Source organism: Polaromonas sp. C04 (assembly GCF_002002705.1).
Classification (GTDB): domain Bacteria; phylum Pseudomonadota; class Gammaproteobacteria; order Burkholderiales; family Burkholderiaceae_C; genus Rhodoferax_A.
This window is the reverse complement of sequence record NZ_MUNS01000027.1, coordinates 87111-112879: the sequence shown is the minus strand read 5'-3', so window position 1 is coordinate 112879 and position 25769 is coordinate 87111. Positions and strand designations below refer to the sequence as shown.

At 64.8% G+C, this 25769-nt stretch carries 26 protein-coding genes; 9 read left to right on the top strand and 17 right to left on the bottom strand.

Annotated elements, in window-relative coordinates:
• Positions 1-3 precede the first annotated feature (3 nt).
• A complete protein-coding gene (locus B0E49_RS08040; protein WP_144264487.1) occupies positions 4-807 on the bottom strand; it encodes a L,D-transpeptidase in 804 nt (267 codons plus the stop codon).
• 207 nt (positions 808-1014) lie between these two features.
• On the opposite strand from B0E49_RS08040, the gene B0E49_RS08035 reads away from it, so the two are divergent.
• Together B0E49_RS08035 and B0E49_RS08030 are read left to right on the top strand one after the other, a co-directional pair.
• A complete protein-coding gene (locus B0E49_RS08035) occupies positions 1015-1668 on the top strand; it encodes a BON domain-containing protein (protein ID WP_077561667.1) in 654 nt (217 codons plus the stop codon).
• Between the two features lie 53 nt (positions 1669-1721).
• Positions 1722-2153: an Hsp20/alpha crystallin family protein gene (locus tag B0E49_RS08030; protein WP_077561666.1), complete on the top strand. Its 432-nt coding sequence runs from the start codon at positions 1722-1724 to the stop codon at positions 2151-2153.
• Between the two features lie 13 nt (positions 2154-2166).
• On the opposite strand, the gene phbB is transcribed toward B0E49_RS08030, so the two are convergent.
• A complete protein-coding gene (gene phbB, locus B0E49_RS08025) occupies positions 2167-2916 on the bottom strand; it encodes an acetoacetyl-CoA reductase (protein WP_077561665.1) in 750 nt (249 codons plus the stop codon).
• 139 nt (positions 2917-3055) lie between these two features.
• Between phbB and B0E49_RS08020 the strand changes: the two genes are divergently transcribed.
• Positions 3056-4492, top strand: a complete 1437-nt coding sequence (locus tag B0E49_RS08020) for a bifunctional aminoglycoside phosphotransferase/ATP-binding protein (RefSeq protein WP_077561664.1) — start codon at positions 3056-3058, stop codon at positions 4490-4492.
• Between the two features lie 12 nt (positions 4493-4504).
• Here B0E49_RS08020 and B0E49_RS08015 read toward each other — a convergent pair whose 3' ends face one another.
• Positions 4505-5101: an exopolysaccharide biosynthesis protein gene (locus B0E49_RS08015; protein ID WP_077561663.1), complete on the bottom strand. Its 597-nt coding sequence runs from the start codon at positions 5099-5101 to the stop codon at positions 4505-4507.
• A 539-nt stretch (positions 5102-5640) separates the two neighbouring features.
• Here B0E49_RS08015 and mgtA point away from each other — a divergent pair.
• The 4 genes from mgtA (at position 5641) to B0E49_RS07995 (ending at position 10364) form a co-directional block, all read left to right on the top strand.
• On the top strand, positions 5641-8190 hold the full coding sequence (gene mgtA, locus B0E49_RS08010) for a magnesium-translocating P-type ATPase (RefSeq protein ID WP_077561696.1): 2550 nt from the start codon (positions 5641-5643) through the stop codon (positions 8188-8190).
• A gap of 125 nt (positions 8191-8315) precedes the next feature.
• Positions 8316-8690, top strand: coding sequence for a hypothetical protein (locus B0E49_RS08005; RefSeq protein WP_077561662.1), 375 nt, complete (start codon positions 8316-8318; stop codon positions 8688-8690).
• Between the two features lie 20 nt (positions 8691-8710).
• Entirely contained in the window at positions 8711-9553 is an 843-nt protein-coding gene (locus B0E49_RS08000; RefSeq protein WP_286137877.1) for an ABC transporter ATP-binding protein, read from the top strand.
• Between the two features lie 16 nt (positions 9554-9569).
• Positions 9570-10364, top strand: a complete 795-nt coding sequence (locus tag B0E49_RS07995) for an ABC transporter permease (protein WP_077561694.1) — start codon at positions 9570-9572, stop codon at positions 10362-10364.
• 57 nt (positions 10365-10421) lie between these two features.
• On the opposite strand, the gene B0E49_RS07990 is transcribed toward B0E49_RS07995, so the two are convergent.
• The 10 genes from B0E49_RS07990 to B0E49_RS07950 all read right to left on the bottom strand — a co-directional run bounded on the left by B0E49_RS07990 (position 10422) and on the right by B0E49_RS07950 (position 20554).
• Positions 10422-11462, bottom strand: a complete 1041-nt coding sequence (locus B0E49_RS07990) for an FAD binding domain-containing protein (protein WP_077561661.1) — start codon at positions 11460-11462, stop codon at positions 10422-10424.
• Positions 11459-13810 (bottom strand): xanthine dehydrogenase family protein molybdopterin-binding subunit, encoded by a 2352-nt coding sequence (locus B0E49_RS07985; RefSeq protein ID WP_077561660.1) that lies wholly within the window; start codon positions 13808-13810, stop codon positions 11459-11461. Before B0E49_RS07985 ends, B0E49_RS07990 begins: the two co-directional genes overlap by 4 nt.
• 4 nt (positions 13811-13814) lie before the next feature.
• Positions 13815-14423, bottom strand: coding sequence for a (2Fe-2S)-binding protein (locus B0E49_RS07980; RefSeq protein WP_077561659.1), 609 nt, complete (start codon positions 14421-14423; stop codon positions 13815-13817).
• Between the two features lie 141 nt (positions 14424-14564).
• Complete coding sequence (locus B0E49_RS07975) at positions 14565-15215, bottom strand: DUF6629 family protein (RefSeq protein WP_077561693.1); 651 nt, start codon at positions 15213-15215, stop codon at positions 14565-14567.
• A 1-nt stretch (position 15216) separates the two neighbouring features.
• Positions 15217-15435, bottom strand: a complete 219-nt coding sequence (locus tag B0E49_RS07970; protein WP_144264485.1) for a hypothetical protein — start codon at positions 15433-15435, stop codon at positions 15217-15219.
• A gap of 204 nt (positions 15436-15639) precedes the next feature.
• Entirely contained in the window at positions 15640-16143 is a 504-nt protein-coding gene (locus B0E49_RS07965; protein ID WP_077561657.1) for a hypothetical protein, read from the bottom strand.
• Between the two features lie 134 nt (positions 16144-16277).
• Complete coding sequence (locus B0E49_RS20485; protein ID WP_168175020.1) at positions 16278-16520, bottom strand: hypothetical protein; 243 nt, start codon at positions 16518-16520, stop codon at positions 16278-16280.
• A gap of 61 nt (positions 16521-16581) precedes the next feature.
• Complete coding sequence (locus B0E49_RS07960; RefSeq protein WP_077561656.1) at positions 16582-16950, bottom strand: hypothetical protein; 369 nt, start codon at positions 16948-16950, stop codon at positions 16582-16584.
• A 385-nt stretch (positions 16951-17335) separates the two neighbouring features.
• On the bottom strand, positions 17336-17977 hold the full coding sequence (locus B0E49_RS07955) for a response regulator (RefSeq protein WP_077561655.1): 642 nt from the start codon (positions 17975-17977) through the stop codon (positions 17336-17338).
• 63 nt (positions 17978-18040) lie between these two features.
• Positions 18041-20554: a sensor histidine kinase gene (locus B0E49_RS07950; RefSeq protein ID WP_168175019.1), complete on the bottom strand. Its 2514-nt coding sequence runs from the start codon at positions 20552-20554 to the stop codon at positions 18041-18043.
• A 322-nt stretch (positions 20555-20876) separates the two neighbouring features.
• Between B0E49_RS07950 and B0E49_RS07945 the strand changes: the two genes are divergently transcribed.
• Positions 20877-21179, top strand: coding sequence for a PspC domain-containing protein (locus B0E49_RS07945; protein WP_077561653.1), 303 nt, complete (start codon positions 20877-20879; stop codon positions 21177-21179).
• Positions 21180-21198: 19 nt separating this feature from the next.
• The gene (locus tag B0E49_RS07940; protein ID WP_077561652.1) at positions 21199-21792 is read left to right on the top strand and encodes an NAD(P)H-dependent oxidoreductase; all 594 of its coding nucleotides are present in this window, start codon (positions 21199-21201) and stop codon (positions 21790-21792) included.
• Positions 21793-21808: 16 nt separating this feature from the next.
• Here the strand turns inward: B0E49_RS07940 and fnr are convergent, their stop codons facing one another.
• The 4 genes from fnr to B0E49_RS07920 all read right to left on the bottom strand — a co-directional run bounded on the left by fnr (position 21809) and on the right by B0E49_RS07920 (position 25759).
• Complete coding sequence (gene fnr / locus B0E49_RS07935; protein WP_077561651.1) at positions 21809-22597, bottom strand: fumarate/nitrate reduction transcriptional regulator Fnr; 789 nt, start codon at positions 22595-22597, stop codon at positions 21809-21811.
• A gap of 28 nt (positions 22598-22625) precedes the next feature.
• Positions 22626-23015, bottom strand: a complete 390-nt coding sequence (locus tag B0E49_RS07930) for a response regulator (protein ID WP_077561650.1) — start codon at positions 23013-23015, stop codon at positions 22626-22628.
• A gap of 178 nt (positions 23016-23193) precedes the next feature.
• Positions 23194-24555: an FAD-binding oxidoreductase gene (locus B0E49_RS07925; protein WP_077561649.1), complete on the bottom strand. Its 1362-nt coding sequence runs from the start codon at positions 24553-24555 to the stop codon at positions 23194-23196.
• On the bottom strand, positions 24536-25759 hold the full coding sequence (locus tag B0E49_RS07920) for an SAM-dependent methyltransferase (protein WP_077561648.1): 1224 nt from the start codon (positions 25757-25759) through the stop codon (positions 24536-24538). Before B0E49_RS07920 ends, B0E49_RS07925 begins: the two co-directional genes overlap by 20 nt.
• Between the last annotated feature and the right edge of the window lie 10 nt (positions 25760-25769).

The following is a 25769-nucleotide window of genomic DNA, read 5'->3' as shown; positions in this document are numbered from 1 at the left end:
TGGCTAGCGTCGGCCTGGCGCCGGGGTCCAGTCGGGTCGGCTCGCCCGCCCTGATTCCACCACGATCAAGTAGCGTCCAGGATAGGCGACAGGCTCGCGTCGCGCATCCATGACCCATAGGGGCCGACCTTTGCGCAGGGCCTGTTCGTAGTCCGCATCAAGGACACCATAGTGGTCGAGCAGGCGATTGAGCGAAGCGGGAATGCGGATGCAGCCTTTCGACTGCGCACTGCCCAAGCGGCGCTCGAGCAGGTCCGGATCGGTGGCATGCATCTGCAGCCGCATGTCCACCACTGCCCCGTCTCCCCAACCCTTGGGGACATGCTGCCAGCCAAAGTCGTAGACGCGCATGCCCTTGGCGCCATACCCGCGTATGCCGTTACTGTTTCGGGTCCCCTCGGCCCGGAAATCGGGGTTTGCCGTGGTGTGGTCGAACACCCCCAGCGGGGTTTGAAAGTGGTCGAAACTGCCGGGCCGGCCGGTAGAAACGGGTGACGCCCCCACCCACTCCCATTCACCTTGCGCGGAGCGCCAGAACAAAAAGAAAGCCTGAACGTTCGGATCGCGGTCGACCAACGCGAGGTACTGCGGCTGCACCAGCGAGACGCCGGCCGTGGCCAGGGCCTCGGTCGCCAATCCGGCATAACGCTGCGCTTCGACCTCGGGCACGTCCAGTTGCCTGTCAACATGTGCGCGGTACAGCGCCGACATGTCTGCGACCGGATCGAATGGGTATACCGGCGAAGACAGTCCGCCAAGTGCCGCGGCGGCGAAGACCCGGAGAAACCCGTGGCGCGTCAATAGCATGCGTAATCCCCGATGTTATTTCGTGTAACCATTCTGCGGACTGGCCGCCCCATTTTTGTTGTGTCAGATCAAGTCGCCCGACAAGCCGCGCAAGAACACCTGCATGGCTTGCGAAATATCAAACCTGTCATGCACAAGGCTGAATAGAGTTCATCCTGCATCGCGTCTTGCGGTGGCGTGTTACTGCAACTCAAGGAGAGTCAAAGTATGAAAACCGATACCCAACTCAAGGCCGACGTCATGGCGGAGCTCGCCTGGGACGCGGCCATCAATGCCACCGGTATTGGCGTCATGGTCAAGAACGGTGTGGTGACCCTGAGCGGCCACCTGGACACTTTCGCCGAAAAATATGCGGCAGAGCGCGCAGTGCGCCGCGTAGCGGGCGTACGCGGCATTGCTCTCGAACTGGACGTCAAACTCGCCGCCGAGCACCGCCGCAGCGATTCGGAAATCGCCCAGGCCGCGGCCTCCGCCTTGCGCTGGAGTTCGCTCGTTCCCGACGGGCGCGTGAAGGTCGAGGTTGAAGACGGCTGGGTCACGCTCACCGGCGAGGTCGACTGGGGCTATCAGTTCACCAATGCCGAGCAGTGCATTCGCCCGCTTGTCGGCGTGCGGGGCCTGACCAACCGTATCACCATCAAGCCCCGCGCAAGCTCGAAGGACATCGGCACCGAAATCACCGCGGCGCTGACACGGCAGGCGGCGCGCGAAGCCGAGCACATCAACATCGAGGTCGAGGGTGGTGTCGTCACCCTGCGCGGCAAGGTCCACTCACTGCCAGAGCGTGACGCGGCCATGGGTGCGGCGTTCTCGGCGCGCGGTGTCTCGCGTGTCGTGGACAAACTCGATATTACCGGCTAGGCATAGCCGGCCCCCTTTCTTCCATTTTTTTCAACCAACGCAAGAGGATCATCATGGCAAACCATCTCCGTGTACTCGAACCCGGCTTCAACGACTCTTTCGAATCGGCCCTGCGCCGCTTCTTTGCACCGGTCCAGTTCGAGATGACCCCCCCAGTCCTTGACATGCGCCTGGACCTTTCGGAAAAGGACAATACCTACGTGGTCAAGGCTGACCTGCCAGGTGTCAAGAAGGAAGACATCAACGTGCGCATCGACGGTAACGTCGTGCAGATCGACGCCGAGGTCAAACAGGAAAAGGAAACCAAGGGCAACGGGAACAAGGTGCTGCGCAGCGAGCGCTATTACGGCAACGTTTCGCGCACTTTCAGCCTGGCGCAAGATGTGGACGATACCAAGGCACAGGCCAGGTATGCCGATGGCGTACTAACGCTGGAGCTGCCGAAAAAGGCTACGGCCGCGTCCAAGAAGCTGGCAGTGCAATAAGGCCGGGCGGCGGTCAGTACATATGCTGGCCGCCGTTGATTGCCACATTGGCGCCGGTGACGAAGGCCGCATGTTCTGAAGCCAGATAGGCCACCAGTTCGGCGACCTCGGCCGGCTCACCGAGCCGGCCCATGGGAATCTGCGGGAGGATCCGCTCGCGCAGCACGTCGGGCGGCATTTTCTCGACCATGCGCGTGCGCAGATAACCGGGCGAAATGGTGTTGACGGTGATGTTCTTGCTGGCGAATTCCAGTGCCAGCGTCTTCGTGAAACCGTGGATGCCTGCCTTTGATGCCGCATAGTTGGCCTGACCAAAGGCGCCGCGCTGGCCGTTGACCGACGAGATGTTGACGATGCGACCCCAGCCGAGCGAAAGCATGTCTTCGATGATCTGTTTGGTCATGTTGAACATCGAGTCAAGATTGGTGCGCAGCACCGCATCCCACGCCTGCGGCGTCATCTTGCGAAAACTCGCGTCGCGGGTGATGCCGGCGTTGTTGACCAGCACGGACACGGGGCCATGTTGCTGGTGGATGGCCTGCGCCGCAGCCGCGCAGGAATCGAAACTTGCGACGTCAACCCCCACCGCTCCAAAGTGGTAACCCAACGCCTCCTGCGCCGTCTGCCACGCCTGTACTTGCTGGTTCCCGGGTGAATGCAGTGCCACGACCGTGAAGTCGTCATCGGCCAGGCGTCTGCAAATCGCCTCACCGAGTCCTCCCGTGCCACCGGTTATCACCGCGATGCGTCTCGTTGTTGCCATGTGCCGTTCCTGAAGAATTACAAAAATTCAGCTTAACGAGATGGCAGCGCCACCTGCTTGCGCCAGATCAAGTGCCAGTTGCGGCCCATTTGACAGACATCAAACCCTATGCCACCTTCGGGCGTACTCTCACGTCAAAATGCAAACTATCGACTCCATCGCCCTCGTCAGAGCACTGGCTCATGCGCTGGACGCCGAACTCATCGAGACCCATATCTCGTGGGTGCTGCTGACAGGCAACACCGCTTACAAGATCAAAAAGCCGGTACGGCTGCCTTTCGTCGACTACAGCACACTGCAGGCGCGCCAGCATTTCTGCGAAGAAGAAGTGCGGTTAAATCGCAGGCTGGCGCCCTCGCTGTATCTCGGCGTCACGCGCATCACCGGCACGCTTGAGGCACCGGTACTCGACGGCCCGGGTCTAACCCTGGAATATGCGGTGCGCATGCGCCGCTTTGCTCCGGGCGCGCTGTTTCGCGAGCAGCTTGACGCAGGCCGCCTTGCCGCCCGCGATGTCGATCGGCTGGCCGCGCTGCTCGCCGACTTTCACGAGCGTACGCCGGGCGCCGCGGCCGCGAGCCGTTTCGCCAGCGCCGAATGCCGGCGAAGCGCCGCGCTGGCCGCACTCGACGGCGTGCAAACGTTGGCGAGCGACACGGAGCACGCCGCCCTGCGGTACTGGCTCGAAGCCCAGGCCGCCACATTGGCGCCCTTGTGGACGTCGCGCAAAGCGAACGGCCGTGTGCGCGAATGCCACGGCGACCTGCACCTGGCCAACGTGGTGAGCTTGGATGGCGCCATTGCCGCCTTCGATTGCATCGAGTTCGACCCGGCGCTGCGCTGGATCGACGTGCTCGACGACGCGGCGTTCGTCATGATGGACTTCGCTGCCCGGCATCGGCGCGACTTTGCCTTTCGCTTCATCAACGGGTGGCTTGACCGGACAGGTGACCATGACGGCCTGCCCGGCTTGTGTTTTTCGGTGGTTTACCGGGCACTCGTGCGAGCCCAGGTGGAGCACCTTCGCGGCACGGGCGGCACCGCCGCGCGCAACTACCTGGAGACTGCGCTGGCTTGGACACAGCGGCGCAACGCACGGCTGTTCATCACCCACGGCCTGCCGGGTTCAGGCAAGACATTTGTCTCGCAACGCCTGCTGGAGCGTGAGGGCGCCATCAGGCTGCGCTCGGATGTGGAGCGCAAGCGCCTGTTCGGGCTCGGCATGCTCGAAGATTCACGCGCCAGGGGACTGAACCTGTACGACGCCACGGCCTCGGCGCGCACCTATGAGCACCTGTTCAAAATGACGCGCATCGCATTGCAGGCGGGCTTCCCGGTGATCCTCGACGCCGCGTTCCTGCGCCGCGCCGAAAGAGCCGAGGCGCTTGCGCTGGCACGCGCGCTCGGCGTGCCGTTTTCGATTGTGGCCTGCGAGGCGCCGCTACCGGTGCTGCGCGCGCGCCTGCTGGCCCGCCAGGGCGATGCATCCGAAGCCGACATCGCCGTTTTGAATAGGCTATCCGCACTTGCCGAGCCGCTCACCGGCGAAGAGCGCGCAGCAACATTGCGTCAATGATCTTCACGATACTCAGAAGTGCCAGAACAACAGAATCTGCTTGCCGACGCGGAAAGAAAAAATCACAACAGCTGCCGTCAGTCCAAGCGATGCGAATCCAGCGACGAAGCCCAATATCGAAAAAAGGCCGTCCTTATATAACCCACCGAGTGAAAGCAGCACCAATGCGATGCCGCAAGGGACATTCACCAACGGCAGAGGTAAAACGAGCACCACGGAAAGCAACACGCCAAGAACACCAGCCATCCGCAAAGTGCAGCCGTCCACATACCTGCCAAGTCGCGGGGTGCAAATCCTTTCGGCCCATGTGGACAGCGTCGTCAAGCGCAGCACAATCGCGGCGAAATCCTTTCTCGACAACGATTGCCTCGCTAGCCATCGGGGCATCCAGGGCGGCTTGCGGAGAGCCATCTGCATCGTCAGAAACAGCAAGGGAAAGCCGAGGATGGTCGACGTGCCTGGAAGGGCGGGAATACTGTTGGGCAAGGCGAATAGAAGGAGCAGTACCTTCACACTGCCGTCGCCCATTGAATGGACCATATCCGCGATCGAGATTCTTCGCCTGGCCCGGTCCGAGGCCAGTTCGACCAAAGCGCTCAGTTCAATCATAGATGACCGAAGATCTTCACTTTTGACGCACGCTATACAGACGGCTCACGCTCAGTGCGACATCAGTACCGGTAGCGTCATGGACTGAAAAATGATGCTCGTCGCACTCGGCATCCAAGTCATCTGCGAGTTGACGGGCCACCTTGATGCGCTCCGCGGTCCGTGTCGAACTGTCTAACTGGAGCAAGATTGACCCGGGTGTCTGCATAAAAGCCCTTTGGGCATGGGAATAGGAATGGTGAGGGTGACCTTAAGCCAGCCCGTATCGCATTGCCTTGCGCCATATCAATCCCGGCGAAGTCGATCCGGCACGCAGAGATAACGCGAATACTTGATCTCACGCAAGTGATCGCCGCCTGTAAACCCCTAGTCTTGTGTCCCCAACCAACTACCGCATCAACATGAAACTCCGACCGCTTCTTTGTGCGAAAGGAATTCACCGTGGCGTACGACATGAAGCATGCCTGCGACCCTGAGGGAGAAATGCGACCTGCAGGGGCGCACGCAGCGCCTTCACGAAAATGCGTACTGCGCGCCTGATGAATACACCCGCTGCTCCTGCCGGCCCAGCCCAGCCCTGGTGGCTGGAAGCAGCGCCAACCAGGAACGCGGGCCTGTCGCAGGCCGAGGCGCAGCAGGCGCTCGCGCGCTTCGGTCCGAACAGCTTCGAGGCGCGCAAGCGCCAGGCGCTGCTGCTGCAGTTCCTGGCGCGCTTTCGCAATCCACTGGTGCTTATTCTGCTGGCCGCCAGCGCGGTCTCGGCCCTGACCGGCGATCTGACCAACTTCACGATCATCCTGTTGATAGTGCTTTTGAGCGTGGCGCTGGATTTCGTGCAAGAGCATCGCGCCAACCTCGCCGCGCAAAAGCTGCGCGAATCGGTGGCGCTGCGCGCCAGCGTGCTACGCGATACCCATACGCAAGAGGTCCCGGTGGACGAGCTCGTGCCGGGCGATCTGGTGCTGCTGTCCGCCGGCGACCGTGTCCCGGCCGACGGCCGGCTGCTCGAGGCGCGCGACTTCTTCGTCAACCAGGGTCTGCTCACCGGCGAGTCCTACCCGGTCGAGAAGCGGCCAGGGCTGCTCGAACCTGGCGCCACGGAGCTGCAGCAGGCCCTCAACGCGGCCTTCATGGGCAGCACGGTGGTCAGCGGCAGCGCCCGGATGCAGGTCATGGCTACCGGGGGGGCAACCGCGCTGGGCGAAGTGGCGCACAGCATTCAGGCCGAGCCGCCACCCACCGCCTTCGAAATCGGCATGCACCGCTTCGGCATGCTGCTGATGCGCATCACGCTGCTGCTGGTCCTGTTCGTCATGCTGGTCAACCTGGTGCTGCACCGGCCGCTGCTGGACTCCTTCCTGTTCGCCATCGCGCTCGCGGTCGGCCTGACGCCGGAGCTGCTGCCGATGGTGGTCTCAGTCACGCTGTCGCGCGGCGCGATGCGCATGGCCAAGCGCCGCGTGATCGTCAAGCGCCTGGCGTCGATCCAGAACCTCGGCGCGATGGACGTGCTGTGCACCGACAAGACCGGCACGCTGACCGAGGCAAAAATCAGCCTCGCGCGCTGCATGGATGTGGATGGACGCGACACACCCCGCGTGCTGATGCTGGCCTATCTCAACAGCGTCTTCGAAAGCGGTCTGCGCAGCCCGCTCGACGAGGCCATCCTGGCGCGCCCAGTGGACATTTCGGCCTGGCAGAAGATCGACGAGGTGCCCTTCGACTTCGAGCGCCGGCGCGTCTCGGTGCTGGTCGATCGCGGCGATGCGCGCTGGCTGGTGGTCAAAGGCGCGCCCGAGGATGTGCTCGCGCTGTGCAGCCGCCGCGAGCAGGACGAAGGGCGCTCGATGGTACCGCTGGATACGGCCGCGCGGGAAGGTCTGCGCGAACGTTGCCACGGCCTGGAGCGGGAGGGCCTGCGCGTGCTCGGTGTCGCCTGGCGCGAGGTGCCCGCGGATCACCTGCATGCCGACGTGCGCGACGAGAGCGACCTGGTGTTCGCGGGCTTTGCCGCCTTCATCGATCCGCCCAAGGTCGGCGCCAGTGCCGCGCTGGCCGCACTGGCGAAAAGCGGCGTGGCCGTGAAGATCGTCAGCGGCGACAGCGAACTCGTGACCCAGCACCTGTGCACGCTGCTGAAACTGCCAGTCAAGGGTGTGCTGACCGGCCAGGAGATCGCGCATATGGACGAGGCTGCGCTGCGTGCGCGGGTTGGCCACACTACCCTCTTCTGTCGTGTCAACCCGGCCCAGAAGAACCGCATCGTGCTCGCGCTCAAGGCGCGTGGCTATGTGGTCGGCTACCTGGGCGACGGCATCAACGACGCGCCGCCGCTGCGCTCGGCCGACGTCGGCCTCACGGTGGACTCTGCGGTCGACGTGGCGCGCGAGGTGGCCGACATGGTGATGCTCGACCACGACCTCGCGGTGCTGCATGAGGGCGTGCTCGAAGGCCGGCGCACCTTCGGCAACGTGATGAAGTACATCATGATGGGAACCAGTTCCAACTTCGGAAACATGCTGAGCATGGCGGGCGCCTCGGTGTTCCTGCCCTTCCTGCCGATGTTGCCCACGCAGATCCTGCTCAACAACGTGCTGTACGACCTGTCGGAGGCTGCCATTCCCCTGGACCGGGTCGATGCCAGCGACCTGCGCCGCCCGCGCACGCTGGATATGGGCTTCATCCAGCGCTATATGTGGCTGTTCGGCCTGATCAGTTCGGCCTTCGACGCATTGACCTTCTGGATCCTGCTGCGGGTGCTGCACGCGGATGAGGCCCTGTTCCATACCGGCTGGTTCATCGAGTCGCTGGTGACCCAGGTGCTGGTGATCTTCGTTATCCGCACCCGCGGCAGGCCATGGGCCAGCCGGCCCAGCGCGGTGCTGACGGCGGCCTCGCTGGCCGTCGTGGCTCTGGCCCTGCTGCTGCCCTTCACGCCGCTGGGCCCGCTGTTCCATTTCGAGCCGCCACCCGCTATTTTCTTCGCCTGGCTGGCCGGCATGGTGCTGGCCTACCTGGTGCTGGTCGAAGGGGCCAAGCGATTTTTCTACGCTCGCATGACAACGCACAAAAACTCCAGGCGTGCCTGACGGCACCGACCTTGCGCTGCGTCAAGTCCATGCGCATCGTCGTGCTTTAAAGTGATCAACGTGTCAGAGCAGTCATCCCTATAAACCAACGCGGCCGGGCCATGCGCCACCGCTGGAGTTATTTCATGCCTTTTTTACATGCCGTGGTCTGGCTGGACCATCACAACGCCCAGATCATCCAGTTCGATGCCGATCAGGTAGAAGCCCGCAAGCTTCAGGCCGTCTCCCATGACACGCGCCAACACGGCAGCGAGGTGCGTACCGGGCATGAATTCTTCGGCGAGGTCTGCGATGCGCTGGCCGGCATCGCGTCGATCCTGGTGACCGGGTCGCACACGGCGCAGGCGGACTTCCGCCACTATGTCGGCAAACACCGTCCCGCGCTGGCGCCCCGGATCACCGGCTGGGAAACCGTGGATCATCCGACCCAGGGCCAGTTGGTGGCACTGGCCCGGCAGCGACAGCAGCAAGCGGCAGCCGGCCTCGTGACCGGGCGTTGACGCCGCCCCCGGGAATCCCCGTGGCCAACCTGATCCTGTCCGGCAGCGACAGTGTGGCTGCCGCGCCGTTGGCGCTGCAGACGCAGGCATTGACACGCCGCTTCGGCGACCACGTGGTGGTGGACCACCTCGACCTGACGGTGGCCGAAGGCGAAGTTTTCGGCCTGCTTGGAAGAAACGGCGCCGGCAAGAGCACGCTGATCAAGATGCTGACAACGCTGCTGCCGCCAAGCTCGGGCATCGCACGCGTCGAAGGACTGGATGTCGTCAGCGAGGCGACCTCGGTGCGCGCCTCGATCGGCTACGTGCCGCAGGCGCTGTCGGCCGACGGCGAGCTGACCGGCTACGAGAACCTGTTCGTGTTCGCAAGCCTGTACGACATCCCGCGCGCCGAACGGGCCGGGCGCATCGCCGAAGCGCTGGCCTTCATGGACCTGCAGGACGCCGCCGGGCGGCTGGTCGCCACCTACTCGGGCGGCATGATCCGCCGCCTGGAGATCGCGCAGTCCATGTTGCACCGGCCGCGGCTGCTGTTTCTCGACGAGCCGACCGTCGGGCTCGATCCAGTGGCTCGCGACACGGTGTGGGCGCATATCCGCGAGCTTCGGGGGAAGTACGAGACCACGATCTTCATGACCACCCATTACATGGAAGAGGCGCAGGCGCTGTGCTCGCGCTTTGGCATCCTGCGGGCAGGCAGACTGGTGGCCTGCGGCTCCCTGGCCGAGCTGCGTGCAGCCAGTGGCCAGCCCACTGCGACGCTCGACGAACTGTTTGCGCACTACACCGGCGAGTCGGCCGAGGCTGCCGGGGCCTATGGCGAGACCTCCCATGCGCGGCAGGCCAGCCAGCGGCTGGCCTGAACAGGCGGGAAACACGATGGCGCCGAACTTTTCCGTACGCGGCTTGCGCTATGTCGCCAAGGTGGCCGCCATCACGGGAATGGACATGCGCAAGCTGCGCCACGACCCGACCGAGCTGTTGACGCGGGCGATCCAGCCCATGCTGTGGCTGCTGGTGTTCGGCCAGGTGTTCGCGCGGGCGCACGCCATCCCCACCGGTGGCGTCGACTACATGGCCTTTCTGGTGCCAGGCATCCTGGCGCAAAGCGTGCTGTTCGTCGCCATCTTCAATGGCATCTCGGTGATTTGGGAGCGCGACCTGGGCATCGTGCACAAATTCCTTGCCAGCCCGACGCCGCGCACGGCGCTGGTGCTCGGCAAGGCGCTGGCCTCGGGCGTGAGAGCCTTGACTCAGGCGGTCATCGTGTATGGCGTGGCAGTAGCGCTCGGCGTGCCGCTGGTCTGGAGGCTGCAGGCGCTGCTGGGCGTCGTGGCGCTGGTCCTGCTGGGCGCGGCGCTGTTCTCGACTTTCTCGCTGATCATCGCCTGCATCGTCAAGACGCGCGAGCGCTTCATGGGCATTGGGCAGGTGCTGACCATGCCGCTGTTCTTCGCCAGCAACGCGATCTACCCGACCGAAATCATGCCGCCGTGGCTGAAGGTCGTGGCGCATGCCAACCCGCTGAGCTACGTCGTCGACGGCCTGCGTTCGCTGATGCTGGTGGGGGGCGCCACGACGCTCGGCCTCGGCATGGACTTCGGCGTGCTCGCCGCTGGGCTCGCCATGTTGGTGTGGATCGGCGGCTGGATGTACCCGCGGCTGATTATCTGATCACAGCGGCGAGTGCGGCGCCCGCGAGGACTCCCGCATTGATCTGGCGTCGTATCATCATTTTTTCTCCAGGTCCATGGCCTGCAGGACCGTGCGGCGCACAAGCGTCTCGAACAGGGCGAGCTTGTAGGTATTTTGCGTCAGCGGCGTGGCCCCTTCCAGGGCCGCCCGGGCCGCGTCGCGGGCCGTCGCGTCGGTGATGCGCCGGCCCGCGAGCGCGGCTTCGGCCGTTTTGGCGCGGTGCGGCACGGGCGCCGCAGCACCCAGCACAATCGAGGCCCGGCGGCAAATGCCGTCGGCGCCGACGTCGAGCACGACGGCGACGTCTGCCAGTGGCCAGTCGAACGACTCCTTCTGGCTGAGTTTCAGGTGCGCCATGCGCACGCCGGGTGGTAGCGCCGGCAGCACGACGGTGGTCATGATCTCGTGGGGCTGCAGGTCATTCTCGCGCTGAAGGTCGCGTCCGGGCGGGACAAAGAAGTCTTCCAGCAGGACCCGGCGCACGCCCGCCCCGGCATTGGCCAGTTCGACCCTCGCGCCCAGCGCCACCAGCACCGTGGCGGCCGTGGACGGATGGACGATCGCGCAACTGCGGTTGTCGAAGATCGCGTGGTAGGCGTTCTCCCCGTCGAGGGCAAAGCAATGGCCACCGCCCTTGCGCAAGCAGTGGAACTCGGCGGCGCGGAAATACCAGCAACGGGGCCGCTGCAGCAGGTTGCCGCCCAGAGTCGCGACATGCCGGATCTGCGGACTGGCCGATCCGCCGACGGCGTTGGCGAGCGCGGGCCAGCGGCGCCGCACGAGCGGGTGTGCGGCCAGGTCGGCCAGCGTGGCCATCGCGCCCACGCACAAGCCGCCATCGGCCTGTTCCTCGATTCGCGCCAGCCCGGGAATCGCCGTCAGGCTGACCAGCGTCGCCGCAGACAGCATTTGCTCCTTCATGAGATCGAGCAGGTCGATGCCCCCGGCCTTGACCACGCTGCGCATGGCATTGCCGGGATCGGTGGGCGCCACGCACATCGCGTCGGCCACCGTGTTTGATGCCAGGGCGGCGGCCTCGCCGATCGTGCGCACAGGTATCCAGGCGAAGGTGTTCATGCGGGCCCCATTTCGCTGCGCATACCGCGCAGCGCGGCGAGCACCGCCGCCGGCGTCATCGGCAGCGAGCGCAGCCGAACGCCGATCGCATCGCAGACCGCGTTGGCAATGGCCGGCGCGGTGCCGATGTTGGCGGGCTCGGCGATGCCATAGGCATCGGTCGCGCTCTGCCCCTGGTAGTTCTCAAGCAGGATGACCTCGATGGCGGGGACTTCGCGCGCACCCGCCAGCTTGTATTGCTCAAGGTTTGCGTTCACCATGCGGCCGGTGTGCCGGTCGAGGATGCGCTCCTCGAACAACGCATACGACAGCCCCATCAGCACACCGCCCTGCACCTGGCTTTCGATCAGCTTCGGGTTCATCGGCCGGCCGCAGTCGTGCACCGCCACTACGCGCTCCACGCGAATGATGCCGGTCTCGGTGTCCACCGCCACTGCGGCGAACTGCACGCCACCCAGGTCCTGCTGTGCCAGCGCCGCGTCGCTGCCGATGCGTCGCCGAAAGCCCCCATAGTCGTCGCTGCGCGAAGCAATCTCGCTAATGCGGTCGGTACGCAGCAAGGCGGCCGCTTCGCGAAACGACAGGCCGCGCGCCGGCTGGCTGCACACGACGATGCGGCCGTCGCGCGCGATCAGATCCTCAGGACGCGCCTGCAGCGCCGGTGCCGCCACCGCCAGCAGCGCCAGCAGCACGCGCCAGGCGGCCGTGCGCGCAGGAGGGGTGATCGACGCCGTGGTCCGGCTACCGTACGAGGGCGGACCGGCCGGGAACTCGGTGTCGCCGATGCGCACATGGATATCCTGCGCACGCAGGCCGAACACCTCGGCCACCACCTGCGCGAGCACGGTACCGATACCGGTGCCGATGTCCTGCACGCTCGACAGCAGCTCCACCGTGCCATCGCGGTGCAGGCGCACTTCGCAGGACGAGTTGGTCTGCACATTGGCACCCCAGATCGACTGCGCCATGCCCATGCCCCGCTTGACGGGGCCGCTTCCCGAACGCGACGCACCAGCGGCCCGATGCCGCGCCCAGCCGATGCGTTCGGCTCCAAGCCGGCGCTCCTCGCGCCGCACCGGACTGGCATCAATGTGGTCGCGCAGCACCAGCGGGTCCATGCCCAGCTTGCCGGCCAGTTCGTCGATCGCCTGCTCCAGGCCCCACGCGCCCGGCGTATTGCCCGGTCCGCGCATGGCGCAGCCAGGGCCGGCGTTGGTGAAGACGTCGTACTGCGCCCCATCGAAGTTCGGGCACTCGTACATCGACTGCGCGTTGTTGCCGACGCCGGCACCGACGGTCACACCGGCCGTGCCGCGGCTGCGCAGCGAAATGGCCGTCAGCGTGCCGTCGCGCCGGGCGCCGATGCGCAGCTGTTGCCAGGTGCCGGGGCGGTTGCCAGCGTCGGTCTGCTCTTCGCGACGATCGAGGGCCACGCGCACGGGTGCCCCGGCCTGGCGCGACAGCATCACCGCGATGCGGCCATAGTTGCCCAACTGCGACTTGCTGCCGAAGCCACCGCCCATGTCGTCGACGACGACGCGCACCCTGGCCAGCGGCAGGCCGAACGTGGCCGCCAGTTCCTGCCGCACGCCCGCCGTGAACTGGGTGGACTGGTGGACCGTCAGGCCGTCGGCGCGCCAGTCGGCGACGGTGGCGTGCGGCTCCATACAGCAATGCGTCTGCACCTGCGTGCGGTACTCGGCCTCCACGGTCATCTCGGCCTGCGCGAAACCCTCGGTGATGTTGCCGCGCGACGCGAGCGCCGGCCCGCGCAGGTTGCCCGCCAGCGGCAGGCCGTGCGCCGCCGGAAAGCCCGAGACATTTCCCTGCGGCGCCGAGGCGCTGTCGAAGACGGGCTGCGCGCTGGCGAGCAGCGCCTGATCGATGTCGGTGACGAAGGGCAGCGGCTGCGCCTCGACGCGGATCAGGCGCAGCGCCTCCTCGGCCACGGCCATCGACACGGCGGCCACCGCCGCCACCGGTGCGCCGACGTAGCGCACGGTGGCCGATGCGGCATCCTCGGGGTGGACCAGCACCAGCACGCCGCTCACGCCCGGCAGCTTCTGGGCGGCCGAGACGTCAACGCTGCGGATGCGTGCATGCGGCCAGGCCGAGCGCAGGATGCGGCCGTACAACATGCCGGGCAGCTTCAGATCCACCGTGTAGCGCGTGGCACCGGTAACCTTCGCGCGCCCGTTCTGGCGTGGCACGGGCTTGCCGATCACCTGCAGTTGCGCGTTTGGCGCCAGCGCGGGGGGCTCGTTCGCAGGCAACTGCCGCACCACTTCGGAGAGCCCGATGCCGGCGATGCCGCAAGGAAAGGTTTCGCTGCGGGTGTCGGTGGCCATCGGCTCAACCCTTGCCTTTCGACGCGGCCGCGGCGAGCGTCGCCTCGAGCACGTGCGGATAGGTGCCGCAGCGGCACAGGTGGCCGCTGATCGCGGCCATGACATCGTCCACACCCGGCCGCGGAGTGTGCTCCAGCAGCGCTGCGCAGCTCATCACCATGCCGGGTGTGCAAAATCCGCATTGCATCGCGTCATGCTCGATGAACGCGGCCTGCACCGGGTGCAGCGTATCCCCATGCGCGAGGCCTTCGATGGTCGTGACCTTGCGCGCGCCGACCTCGACGGCCAGCATCATGCAGGCGCATACCGTGACGCCGTCGAGCCAGACCGTGCAGGCTGAACAGGCGCCGCGGTTGCAGGCAATCTTGGTGCCCGTCAGATCCAGCGGCCCGCGCAGCGCCTCGGCCAGTGTGGTGCGCGGCTCGACATGAAGCGAGCGCGCCACACCGTTCACGGTCAGCGTGAGCGGCACCGCGGCCGGTCCGAGCACCGGCGCGCCAGCGCCCCGCGGCGCCAGCGCATCGACGGGTGAAGCGGTCGGCGTCATGCCCATGCCTGCACCCGAAGCCGCGGTACCCTGAAGAAACGAACGGCGAGAAAGTTCTTGTGACATACAAAATCAGTATCGGACGCCAGCGATGGAAGGCCTTGAGCTAGCTCAAGGGACTTCTCGATCAATGTCGGCTCCACGATACCGATGTCTGCAATCGACCCCGTGAAGCGCCCCGTCATTCCCTGAAAAACCATGCTGCACTCACGCCCGCACTTGTTTCGCAAGCATCGGCACGGCACTGAAATGAGGGAGCACGACTGCGCTCAGCGCCGCGGCGAAGCAGCACCAGACCGAAATGAACCAGTGCGTATAGACCACGTACGCCGCACCGAAAGAAAACATAACGAGAAGTCGGAAGATTTTCACCTCGCCGTATGTCGACAGCAACTCGCTGGCACTGGTCGATAGCAGGTACAGCAGCATCGTCGCCACGGGGAAGAAATGGGGTATCACATAGTCGATAGGCTGCCCCGTCACGCGTGAGACGATGCCGTACCCGGTCATCGTATACAACAGTGAGCCGCTGGCGATCGCACAGGCGGCGACGAACACGCGCAACCCCTGTCGGCGCCAACCCGGCGGCTCGATCAGCAGCACGGCGGCAGGCACGAACACGGGCCACAGCAAGAGAGAGAAGAACGAGAAGGCATAAGTCATCACCTCATTGGTCAGCGGCGCATCGTGGCTGAACGTGAGCCAGACCGCGCCCTCGATGAATTGCTGCAGCGCAAAGAGCAACGGGATTGCTGCGAACGGACGCTCATTCGGCGTGCGAGCCGCCTTCCTTGTCAGCGTGCCGATCCCGAGCAGGAAGGCGCCTGCGGCGAAGCTGGCCGAGGCAGAAAAGCACATGTCAGGCTGGGCCGCCGGGAGCGGCATAAAGGTCGCGCCGCGACATTGGAACCGGCCAGCGGCCGCGGTCGCGCCGGGACGCCAGAATCTGGTAGATACCGGTGCCGCCTGACTCGAACTCCAGCGTGAACGTCGCAGCTCGCCCTTGCGGTGCGACAACGGTATCGTCCCATAGACGAAGCAAGGGTGGCGCATCGAAGCCCCGAAGGAGTCGTGCCATGACGCGAACTGCCGAGGCCAGGGCGGCTCCCGACTTCCCCCGCCGGGAGTCCGTCGAGCCGCTTCAGCGAATAGGTGTCCATGACATCAAGATACCCGTGCTGGAAGACTCGTGCGGGAGTCCGTATGCAGCCTTTTCCTGCCGGCCTGCACGGCCTTGTCGGCTGCATCCTTCGATGCACGGGCTGCCTGCCGCGCATCCTGCTCAGCTTTGCGCAGGGCATCGCGCGTGGCACGCCGCCTTCAGCGCATCGTCCCTGGCGGATCGGGCGGCATGCCGCGCGGCGCTGTCCGCCTTCTCGGCAGCGTCCCGAGTGGCGGCTGCCGCTTGTTTGGCCGCGTCTTCGGCCTTCTGGGCGAGCTCCCTCCCATCCTGCGTCGCACGCGCTGTGGCTTGTTCTGCACTTCTTACCGCGCGCTTTGTCGCCTCGTCCGCCCGGTGAACAGCCCGGCTGATGGCCCGCGCCGAGCGCTCGGACCCCTCATCGGCTGCCGCCTCTGCCCTCTTCAACGCAGCCGACACACGCGCAGCGGCTTCGCGCGTCGCGATTGCAGCGTCCTGCGCGGCCTTGGTCGCCAGAGCGTGGGCCCTCCCCGGGCTTTGCGTTGCAGGAGGCGCAGGCGGGGCCGCCGGTTCGTCCGCCGCCTGGCTGATCGCACTGGCGGCCAATGCAGCCGCAACCAGGAAATGTTTGAATATCGGCGCCATGAGATCTTCTCCAATATCAGTGGGTATCACAGCATCGTCTGAATAGACATCCAAGCTCTTGATATGGCGCAAGTCCGGGAGTGCAGTTTCACGGACTGGCACCAGACCCGATGACTCGCGTTGCACACGCTGACTTACAACATCAGGGAAGCAGCACCGATCAGCAGCGCGATCACCAGCAGCGTCGTCACGAAGCGCGACGCCACGAAACGGCTCGTGGCTTCCATGACGCAATGCAACGCGAACAGATGCCCACGCGACCCCCTGCACAGGTCCAGGTGCTCCCCCAAGGCTGACAATTCCATGGGAGATGTGTCTGTGGTGCTGCTATCCGATGCAGTACTCCAGTGCGTAGCGGAAATGACTTTGATGCTCATGACCAGCTCCTGGCCGACCTGGTGGTTGCACAGTGGGCCTGAATGCGCGTGAACGAATGCATCACGGCATCTCCTTGCGCAACGACAGATGCAGCAACCCTTCGGCGCATTCCCCGCACGACGCCAAAGCGTCGATGGCATGGGGGAACGTCAGTGCGACCTGGCTTTGTGGCGGATCGTCGCGTACCAACTGCGTCATCGTGATCAGGATCTGATTGCCTTCGAGCTCCACTTCAAAGGCGTCGGTGGACGGGGCGCCGAACTGGGCCATCACGCCATAACTAAACTGGTCCTCGGTGATACGCAGGCGCATATCGCACACACCATCTTCCAACTCGACGAGGACCGGCCGCAACGCGGCCTGGCGCAAAAGATGTCCGCGATGCGTGGCAAGGGAGGCTCGGCGAGCAAGGACTTGGCTGGCGTGCATCAGGTTTTCTCCATCTCGGGCGGCCGCAGTGGCCATGGTGTTTAGTGCCGGACGAAATCGATCACCACACCGTCCGGTCCTCAAAGGGATAGAGCGGATCGCTTGAAACGTAGGCATGCGGCAGGTTGGTTTCCATGTTGTATGACTCCTCTTGCTCAGTCGAACGGGAAAGCAGTGTTGCAACAACAGCAAGCAACCCGGGAAGAGGAGGTCTGTGCCTCCCCGTCCCCCTGCTCCTCCCCGTGCTCCCGTTGCAACAGTTGCAAGTGTCGCCAAAGAAAGGAGCAGTGGCTATCGGCGATGGCCGCCGCTTTTGTAGGCGAATGCCTAATGCGAAATGCCTACTGCTTATTGCATTGGCCCATGGCTTGCGCGGCGCAGGCCCTCAAGTCAGCAAACCGTTTTCCAGCATGTAGCGAATCAGTTCGGCGTTGCTGCTCATGCCCATCTTTTCCAGGATGTGGGTGCGGTGCGTGCTGACGGTCTTGGGACTCAGGTGCAATACATCGCCAATCTTCACCAGGCTCTGGCCCGATGCCAGCAGATTCAACACCTCCAACTCGCGGTCGGAGAGCGCTTCGTGCGGCGCCATCCGGCCACCACCCAGGTTATCGGCCAGCTTGTCGGCCACGGCCGCGCTGATGTACTTGCCCCCCGCGGCAACCTTGCGTACCGCTGCAATCATGGCATCGCCCGAATGACTCTTGGTCAAGTAGCCGGCCGCGCCCAGCTTGAGCGCCCTGACCGCATAGGCCTCCTCCGCATACATCGAGAGCATCAGCACCGCCAGCGCCGGCTGCGCCGCGCGCAGACGCCTGAGCAGGTCCAGGCCGCTGACTCCGGGTAGCGCGATATCCAGCAGCGCGACGTCGAACGCTTGCTGGCGCAAGAGGCGCATCGCGGCCTCGGCGTTTTCCGCCTCGCCCGTAACCTCGATATCCTGCGCCGCGCTCAGTATCAGCCGCACCCCGTTGCGCACAACAGCATGGTCATCCACCAGCAAGACCTTGATCGGTTTATTTTGCATCTGCGTGCTCCAGCAGGTTCTGTCGTTTCGAGGGGCGTTAGCGAGCCTGGCCGGTCGGAGACATCAACTCGCCCCCAGAACCGCGGGCGCCACGGGAAGACTCACCTCGAGCGTCGTGCCGCTGCCGGGCTGGCTGTCGATGTGCAGCACCCCGCCGAGCGCGCGCACACGCTCGTGCATCCCCAGCAGGCCGAACGAGCCCGGCTTGCGGCGATCACTCGCGCTGATGCCGCCGCCGCTGCCGTTGTCCCGGATGCGCAGCACCAGCCGGCCGGACGCCGCGCCCGTAAGCCGCACTTGCACGGTGCTCGCCTGCGCGTGTTTGGCGACATTGGTGAGTGCCTCCTGCGCCACGCGGTACAGGCAGCTTGCCACAGCGGGCGATTCCAGATCTTCCTCGCCGGCCTCGCCCTGTATTTCCAGATAGCAGGCGATGCCGGTGCGCTGGGTGAACTGGCCAACCAGCACCTCCAGCGCCGGCACGAGACCCAGGTCGTCGAGGATCTGCGGCCGCAGATCGCTGACGATACGGCGCGTCGAGTCGATGGCCGCCGAAGTGAGCTTGATGGCCTCGGCCAGCAGCGGCGCCGCGCGGGCCGGCTCCTGCGCCAGATGCTCGCCGATCGCGACCAGGTACATCTTGAGCCCCGCCAGCGTCTGCTGCAGATCGTCGTGCAACTCGCGCGCGATGCGCTTGCGCTCGTTGTCCTGAACGCTGTCCTGCGCTGCCACCAGGCGTCGCAGGTCGGCGTGCGAGCGTTTCAGCGCGTGCTGTGCCCGTTGCAGTTCGGTGACGTCGTGCAGGATGACGACAATCGAGGTCTGGCCGGCGATGGTAACCGGCGCCGCCGTCGCCTGCACCAGGCGGACCTCGCCGTCGGCGCGCTGGATCTTCAGGGCGCGCAAGGGAGGCACGGTGGTACCGCCCTGCATCGCCAGCAGGCGCTGCTTGACCTGTTCGAGCGAGTCTGGATGGATCAAGTCCAGCGGCGAGCGCCCGAGCAGGTTCGCCTCACCGGTACCGACCAGGCGCTGCGCGGCCTCGTTGGCAAAGGTGATACGCGTGCGGGGGCCGCTACCGCCGTAGACGAAAACCCCGACGGGCAGCAACAGCAGCAGACGCCGCAAGCGTTCTTCGCTCTCGCGCAGCGCAACCTGTGCGCTGCGGCGCTCGGTGATGTCACGCAGGATCACGGTGTACAACCGTCGTCCGCCAAAACTCAAGTGCGAAATCGCAGCATCGATCGGAAACTCCTGGCCATCAGCGCGCAAACCCATCACATCCCGCGGCCCTCCCATGCGGCGCGCTTGGGCCTGTGTGTCGCCAAAGGCCTGCACCTCACGCTGATGCATCTCCCGATGGCGCTCGGGGAGCAAGCGCTCGAGCGGCGCGCCGATCAACGCGTCGATCGGACAGCAGAACATCTGCGCGGCGGCCGCATTGGCCATCACGATGGTCTGGGACTCGTCGGCGGTGATGATCGCGTCGGTGGCCGAGTCGAAGATGCCGCGCAGCCGGGCTTCGCTCAGGCTCAAGGCTTCGGACGCTTGCGTGAGTTCGCGGGTGCGCTGCTCCACCAGTTGTTGAATTCCCCGCGAGCGTGTCGCCATAGCGCGCAAGTAGGCGGTCAGCGCGAGCGTGGTCAGCAAACTTGCCAGCAAGGCAACCAGCGCACCGGCATGGGCCGCGACCAATGGCGTGGGCCGCGCTGCGATCGAAATGCGCCATGTGGTGCCGGCAACGTCGAAATTGTGGGAGAACGTTTCTGGCGGGTTTCCAAACAACCAGGCAGGCCGCAACCCCCGAGGTTTTCCAGTGGCCTCGCCGGCCAGACCATAGACAAGCTGGCTGTCGTCCGTCGAGGCTGCTGCGTAGACGCGCACGTCCAGCCCGGCATTGCCGATGGAATCCGCCGGCCCCAGTATCTTTTCAATGACGTCAGCTGCGCGCAGCACCGCGACGGTGTAACCGGCAACCTCCCGATGGCGCAAGGGGGCGGCGTCCAGCGTTCCGACATTCTTGTACACCGTCATCAGTATGCGGAAACCGGCAGGTGTGCCCGGCAACTGCACGAACGGAAACAAGCCCGTCGCAGCCGGCAGGCCCGTGCTTTCCGCGCGCCGGATGGCCGCCTCGCGGGAGGGCGTGGACGAGACGTCAAGACCAAAGGCGGTATCGCCTGCAGCCATCGGCTCTATGTAGTCAACGACAAGGTAGCGATCTTTCGGGCGACTCACCACGTGCTTGCCGTCCACCATTTCAGTGATGTTGAAGCCTGGGTAGCGAATGCGCATTTGGGCCTCGAACGCGGGGCGTTCATCCCCGGCGACCAGTCGGTCATAGGCAAATGCCGCAATATAGGGATAGCGCGCACGCAATGGCTGCGCAAAGGTGTGAAACTGCTCGCGGCTGATGTTGCCGCCATTCGCGACGAAGAACAGGTTGATCGCCCGGACCGCGTCAGTGGCATCGCTCATGCCTTGCTGGACCGCCGTGACCCGGGCCTGCGTGCGGCGCTCGAAGTTGGCGCGCTCGCTGCGTTGTTCCTGGCGATACACCCAGGAAAACAGGGTCACGGAGGCGATCAGTCCAAGTACCAGCCAACTCCAGGCCGGCAAATTCAATAGAAAAAGAAAATTGGCACGCCCCGCCTGGCGCCATCCACACCGGTGCCTTATCGGGGCCGCAATATCGGATTCATCTCGACGGGACGGGGGCGACGGGCCTTGCATAGCGTTTGAGTATTACCTTCATTGGGCAAAGATAAAAGCATGAATCTGTGCCCGCCTTGATGGAACGCAAATGCCATCGCCGGCGACAGGTCGACTCTCTTTTTGCGCTGCGTCAACCACCAACCCCGACGACTGCGCTAGCATCAAAACAATCAAGGAGTTCGTCATGGTACTGAGCGAAGAGTTGGACCGCCTGGACGAACTGCGCCGCCGCGGTGTGTTGTCGGACGAGGAGTTCGCACGCGCAAAGGCCCTGCTGCTGGGCCGCAACGAAGCGCCTCTGGCGGCGTTCGGCGCCCTGCGCCGGAGCCGGAGCGAGCGCTGGATTGCAGGTGTATGCGGTGGTATCGCTCGGGCGACGGGCACCGACGCATGGGTCTGGCGCCTGCTTTTTGCCTTGCTGTTTTTCTGCGGCGGCGCAGGGCTGGGGATTTATCTTCTCATGTGGATCTTTGTTCCTGCCGAATAAGCTGAGGTCGATGCAAAACATGACGTTCAAGCGCATCCTGTTGATCCAGGGCCATCCCGATATGACCCTGCCTCATCTATGCCATGCCCTGGCCGGCTCCTACGCCGCCGGCGCCCAGGAGGCCGGCCACGTCGTACGCTGGGTCAACGTGGCCGAACTCGACTTCCCGCTGCTGCGCAGCCAGAAAGCCTGGGAGGAAGGCGCGCTACCCGCTGGCTTGCAGCAGGCGCAGGACGACATCCGCTGGGCCGAGCACATCGTGCTGTTCTTTCCGCTCTGGCTCGGCGATATGCCGGCCCTGCTCAAGGCCTTCCTGGAGCAGGTGGCCCGGCCAGGCTTTGCTTTTGAGCGCGCGGCCGGCAGCACCGCCTTCACGAAGAAGGGTTTGCAAGGCCGCTCGGCCCGCGTCGTCGTGAGCATGGGAATGCCGGCTCTGGTTTACCGCTGGTATTTCCGAGCCCACAGCGTCAAATCGCTGGAGCGCAATATCCTGGGCTTCGTCGGCATTGCACCGGTGCATGAGACGCTGATCGGCATGGTCGACAACTTCAAGACGGACGACGGAGAACGCTGGCTGGCAAAGCTGCGGCGCTTGGGTCAACGAGCACAGTAATGAGCCGTCGCGGCCGTCAGTGCACGCGCATCTCGAAAGCCCGCGCCAAAGCACCCGGGTCGATGATGCGTATGTGGCGCTTGTCCACTTCAAGCAGGCGTTGTTCCTGGAAGGCCGAGAACGTGCGGCTGACGGTTTCCAGCGTCATGCCCAAGTAGCTGCCGATTTCAGCGCGCGTCATCCTCAGGTGGAATTCGCTGGCCGAGTAGCCGCGTGCCTTCAGGCGTTTCGACAGGTTCAGCAGGAAGGCCGCGAGCCGCTCCTCGGCGTTCATGCTGCCCAGCAGCATCATCAGGCTCTGCTCGCGCACAATTTCGCGGCTCATGAGGCGGCTGATCAAGTGCTGCGTGCCGGAACTGCCGGCTGCCAGTTCGGTGAGATGCGCGTAAGGAATGGCGCAAACCTCGGCGTCTTCCAGGGCAGTGGCACTGCTGGCATGGTTGCCCTGGGCCACCCCGTCCAGCCCCATCAGCTCCCCGGCGATATGGAAATTGCTGACCTGCTCGCGCCCATCGGCCAGTGTCAGGCTGGACTTGAACGTGCCGCTGCGCACGGCATAAACGAACTGGAAGCGTTCACCCTCGCGGTAGAGCGTCTGGGCCGACTTGACCTTGCGCCGGGTGAACATCAGGCCATCCAGGCGCGTGACGTCGCTGCTGCTCATGCCGCTGGGCAGGCACAGCTCACGCAGGTGGCAGTTGGAACAGCGGGGTTTCGACGAGACCGCGGGGGTCATCGCCTCCGGTGCCTGCCAGGTCGCGAACCGGATAGGGGCGGCGGGAGCTTCGAGGACGGCGAGGGACATGGCTTTCTCCTGGGTGAACGGGACGCTGTTAATGCGTTGCATGCTGTGAGGCGTCCGCCACAGACTGCGCGAGTTGCTCAAATTCGATGCTCTTGTCGAGAAAGCGGACGGCACCGCCTCCCAGGTAGCGCTTGCGGAACGCCAGACCCGAGTTGTTGCTGAAAACGACGAAGGCGATTTCGGGTACGGCCCGGCGCACGGTGAGCAACACTTCCAGGCCGGAGCCACCCGCGAGTTGAACATCGAGTACCACCACATCGGGGCGCGTGGACAGGATGCCGTCAATGGCACCCTGCGGCGTTTCGGCCTGGCCGACAACGGTCATGGCGCGGGCCTGGAGCATCGCCGCAACGCGTGTGCGGATGGGCGCCCAATCGTCGGCAAGAAAAACTTTGACAGGGACGTGGCGCTCAGGCATGCCTGCACTATGGCTGCCAGCGCGCCGCTGCAACATCGGCGAAGGCCGAATCCAGCCCTCGGATAACTCCGGATCGGGGCTTCCGCCGCGCTGAGGGTGCCTAGGAATTGTCCGAGCGACCGCCCGACCCCTCGCCCGCCAGAGCAGCCGGCGCGTCGTGCATCATCTGCTCATGCGCTCAGGCACGCAGCACGCATTTGTCATACAGATGCGGTGCGCGGCCCCGCGGGTCGTACCGGGCCTTGAGCCGCTCGTACTCAGCCAGGTCATAGGCTTGCGCGAATTCCCCGGGCGTAAAAAAACTCTCCGAATAAAGCGACTTGATGCCCCCCAGGCGCATCACTTCCTTTTCGATCAGGCGGTTGAAATGTCCCGGCTCGAAGGAAAGGGGCGATTCGATCACATCCCAGAAGCCGAAGTTGATGTAAAGAGGCGCCGCAGCCAGCCGATACAGCGGAAACTGCCGCCCTGCCACCTCGCCGCGCACCGGGCAGACCCAGATGGGCAGGATGCCGATCTCGCGCTGCAGGAAGGCAAGGAATTCCGCGGCGCGCTCCAGGGGAATGTCCACGTCCTGAATCACGCTCTCGCGGTAGCGGCCGCGCCAGCTTGCCAGGCGCTGGGTCAGCTGCCAGCGTGCGTTCAGGCGCATCCAGCGCGTGTAGGTGCGTGAATTCAGGCGCTCGCGCCCGAGCAGGCGGCGCACCAGCGGATGCTGCGCCCCGAAATTCTTCGAACACCAGAACCAGTCCGTGTCCCAGCGCCAGAGGTAGTCCTGCGTGCTCAGGTAATCCTGCTGCCGCGAGCGCAGCGACTGGTAATAGATGTGCTTGAAACTGTAGTCGCTGCGCCATGGCGCCTCGCGCGTGAAGCGGCCTACGCTCAGGACATGTTCGTGCTCGCCAAACACCACGGCATCCACAAAATCGGCGTCGCCACGACACTGGACGGCCAGTGCCTCGAAAAATGCCTCGCCGTCGGCGCACGCCTGATATTCGACGTGCACCATGGGCTGCACTTCGAGCGTACCTATCCGCAGACGCAGTGCATAGCCGAGCGTGCCGTAGGAATTGGGAAAACCAAAGAACAGGTCGCTGTGCTCGTTGCCGGGCGTGCAGACCACGATATCGCCCTGAGGCAGCAGCACCTCGATCTCCTGCAGCGTGTCATGCACCAGGCCATGCCGGAACGATGTGGCCTCGATACCCACGCCCGCGCAGGCGCCGCCGACAGTGATGGTCTTGAGCTGGGGCACCACGGCCGGCATACGGCCGCGCGGCAGCGTCCACGCCACCAGGTCTTCGTAGGTGATCATGCCTTCGACGTCGACCCAGCCAGCCTGCGCGTCGGCGCCGATCACGTGGCGCATGTCGCCAAGGTCGAGCCTGCGCCGGCCGTCCTCGCGGCGATCGCGGAACAGGTTGGAGGTACTCTTGTGCAGCGCGATCGGTTCGGGCGCCGAGGCCCGCGCCCTCATTTGCGCCGCCGCCTGCGCGGCGCGCTCGGCGTGCGCCAGAATTTCAGGGCGCGCGGTGTCCATAAAGATGCTCCCGCGTCATCGGGTAGCTGGTGCGGCTGATGTTGCCCTTGCTGAACAGCACCTGGAACAGGTAGGTCTGGCCCACCTCAGAGCGGAACATTTCCGCGCATCCCACGAGATAGCACATCCAGATGCGCCGGAAGCGCTCATTGAAGCGTTCAGGGTCCAGCGCCTGGATGGCGGGCCAGTTGGCGGCAAAGCGCCGCGCCCATTCATCCAGCGTCGGGGCATAGTGGCGGCGCAGGTTCTCGACGTCGATCACTTCCAGTCCGGCATTTTCCATGTCGACGAGGGCATCCGCCAGGCTGGGAATCCAGCCGCCGGGGAACACATGCTTGCGGATGAACAGCTCCGTGTCACGCCGGCCCACATGGCCGATGAAATGCAGCATGCCCAGTCCACCAGGTTTGAGGAAATCGGCATGGGCCTTGATCACTTCAGCCAGCTGGTCGCGCCCCGCGTGTTCGAGCACGCCGATGGACACGACCTTGTCGAACTGCGCGTTCACGTCGCGGAAATCGGCTTCGCGCACCTGCAGCTGTTCCTGCAGCCCGCGCCGGCGGATCTCGGCATCAAGCCATTGCACCTGCTCGGTCGTCGTGTTGACGCCCGTACCCAGCGCACCGGTGGTCTCCAGGGCCCTGAACATGAAGCCGCCAAAGCCGCAACCAATGTCGACAAAGTGCTCGCCCCGGCGCAGATCGATCTTGCGGCACACGTGGTCGATCTTGTCGCGCTGCGCCTGCTCCAGGCTCTGCGTGCCCTCGCGCCAATAGCCACAGGTGTACATCTTGAGCGGATCGTCGAGCCAGACGCGGTAGAACGGCTCCCCCAGGCCATAGTGCGCGCGCGCATTGGTCTTGGCCTGCTGCGCGTTGCGATTGGCGCCGCGCCATTCGAGCACGTTGTTCTCCACGCTGTTGACCGCATCGAAGCGCACGTCGAAACCCGAGCGCATGCCCGCCGCCATGGCCGCGCCCAGATCGCCCTGCAGATCAACCTCCTGGTCAAAATAGGCTTCCAGCAAGCCCAGGTGGCCGCGTGCGAGCATGGACACCAGCGCCCTATCGGTACGAAACACCACCGTGAAGACCGGCTCGCCCCCACCCGTCTGGTAGGCCGCGCCGCGGGGCAGCACAACGGCGAAGGCCACGCCCGCGCGCTGGCCCAGCGAATCCACGGCGGCCTGGAGCGAGAGGTTCATGATGTTTTGC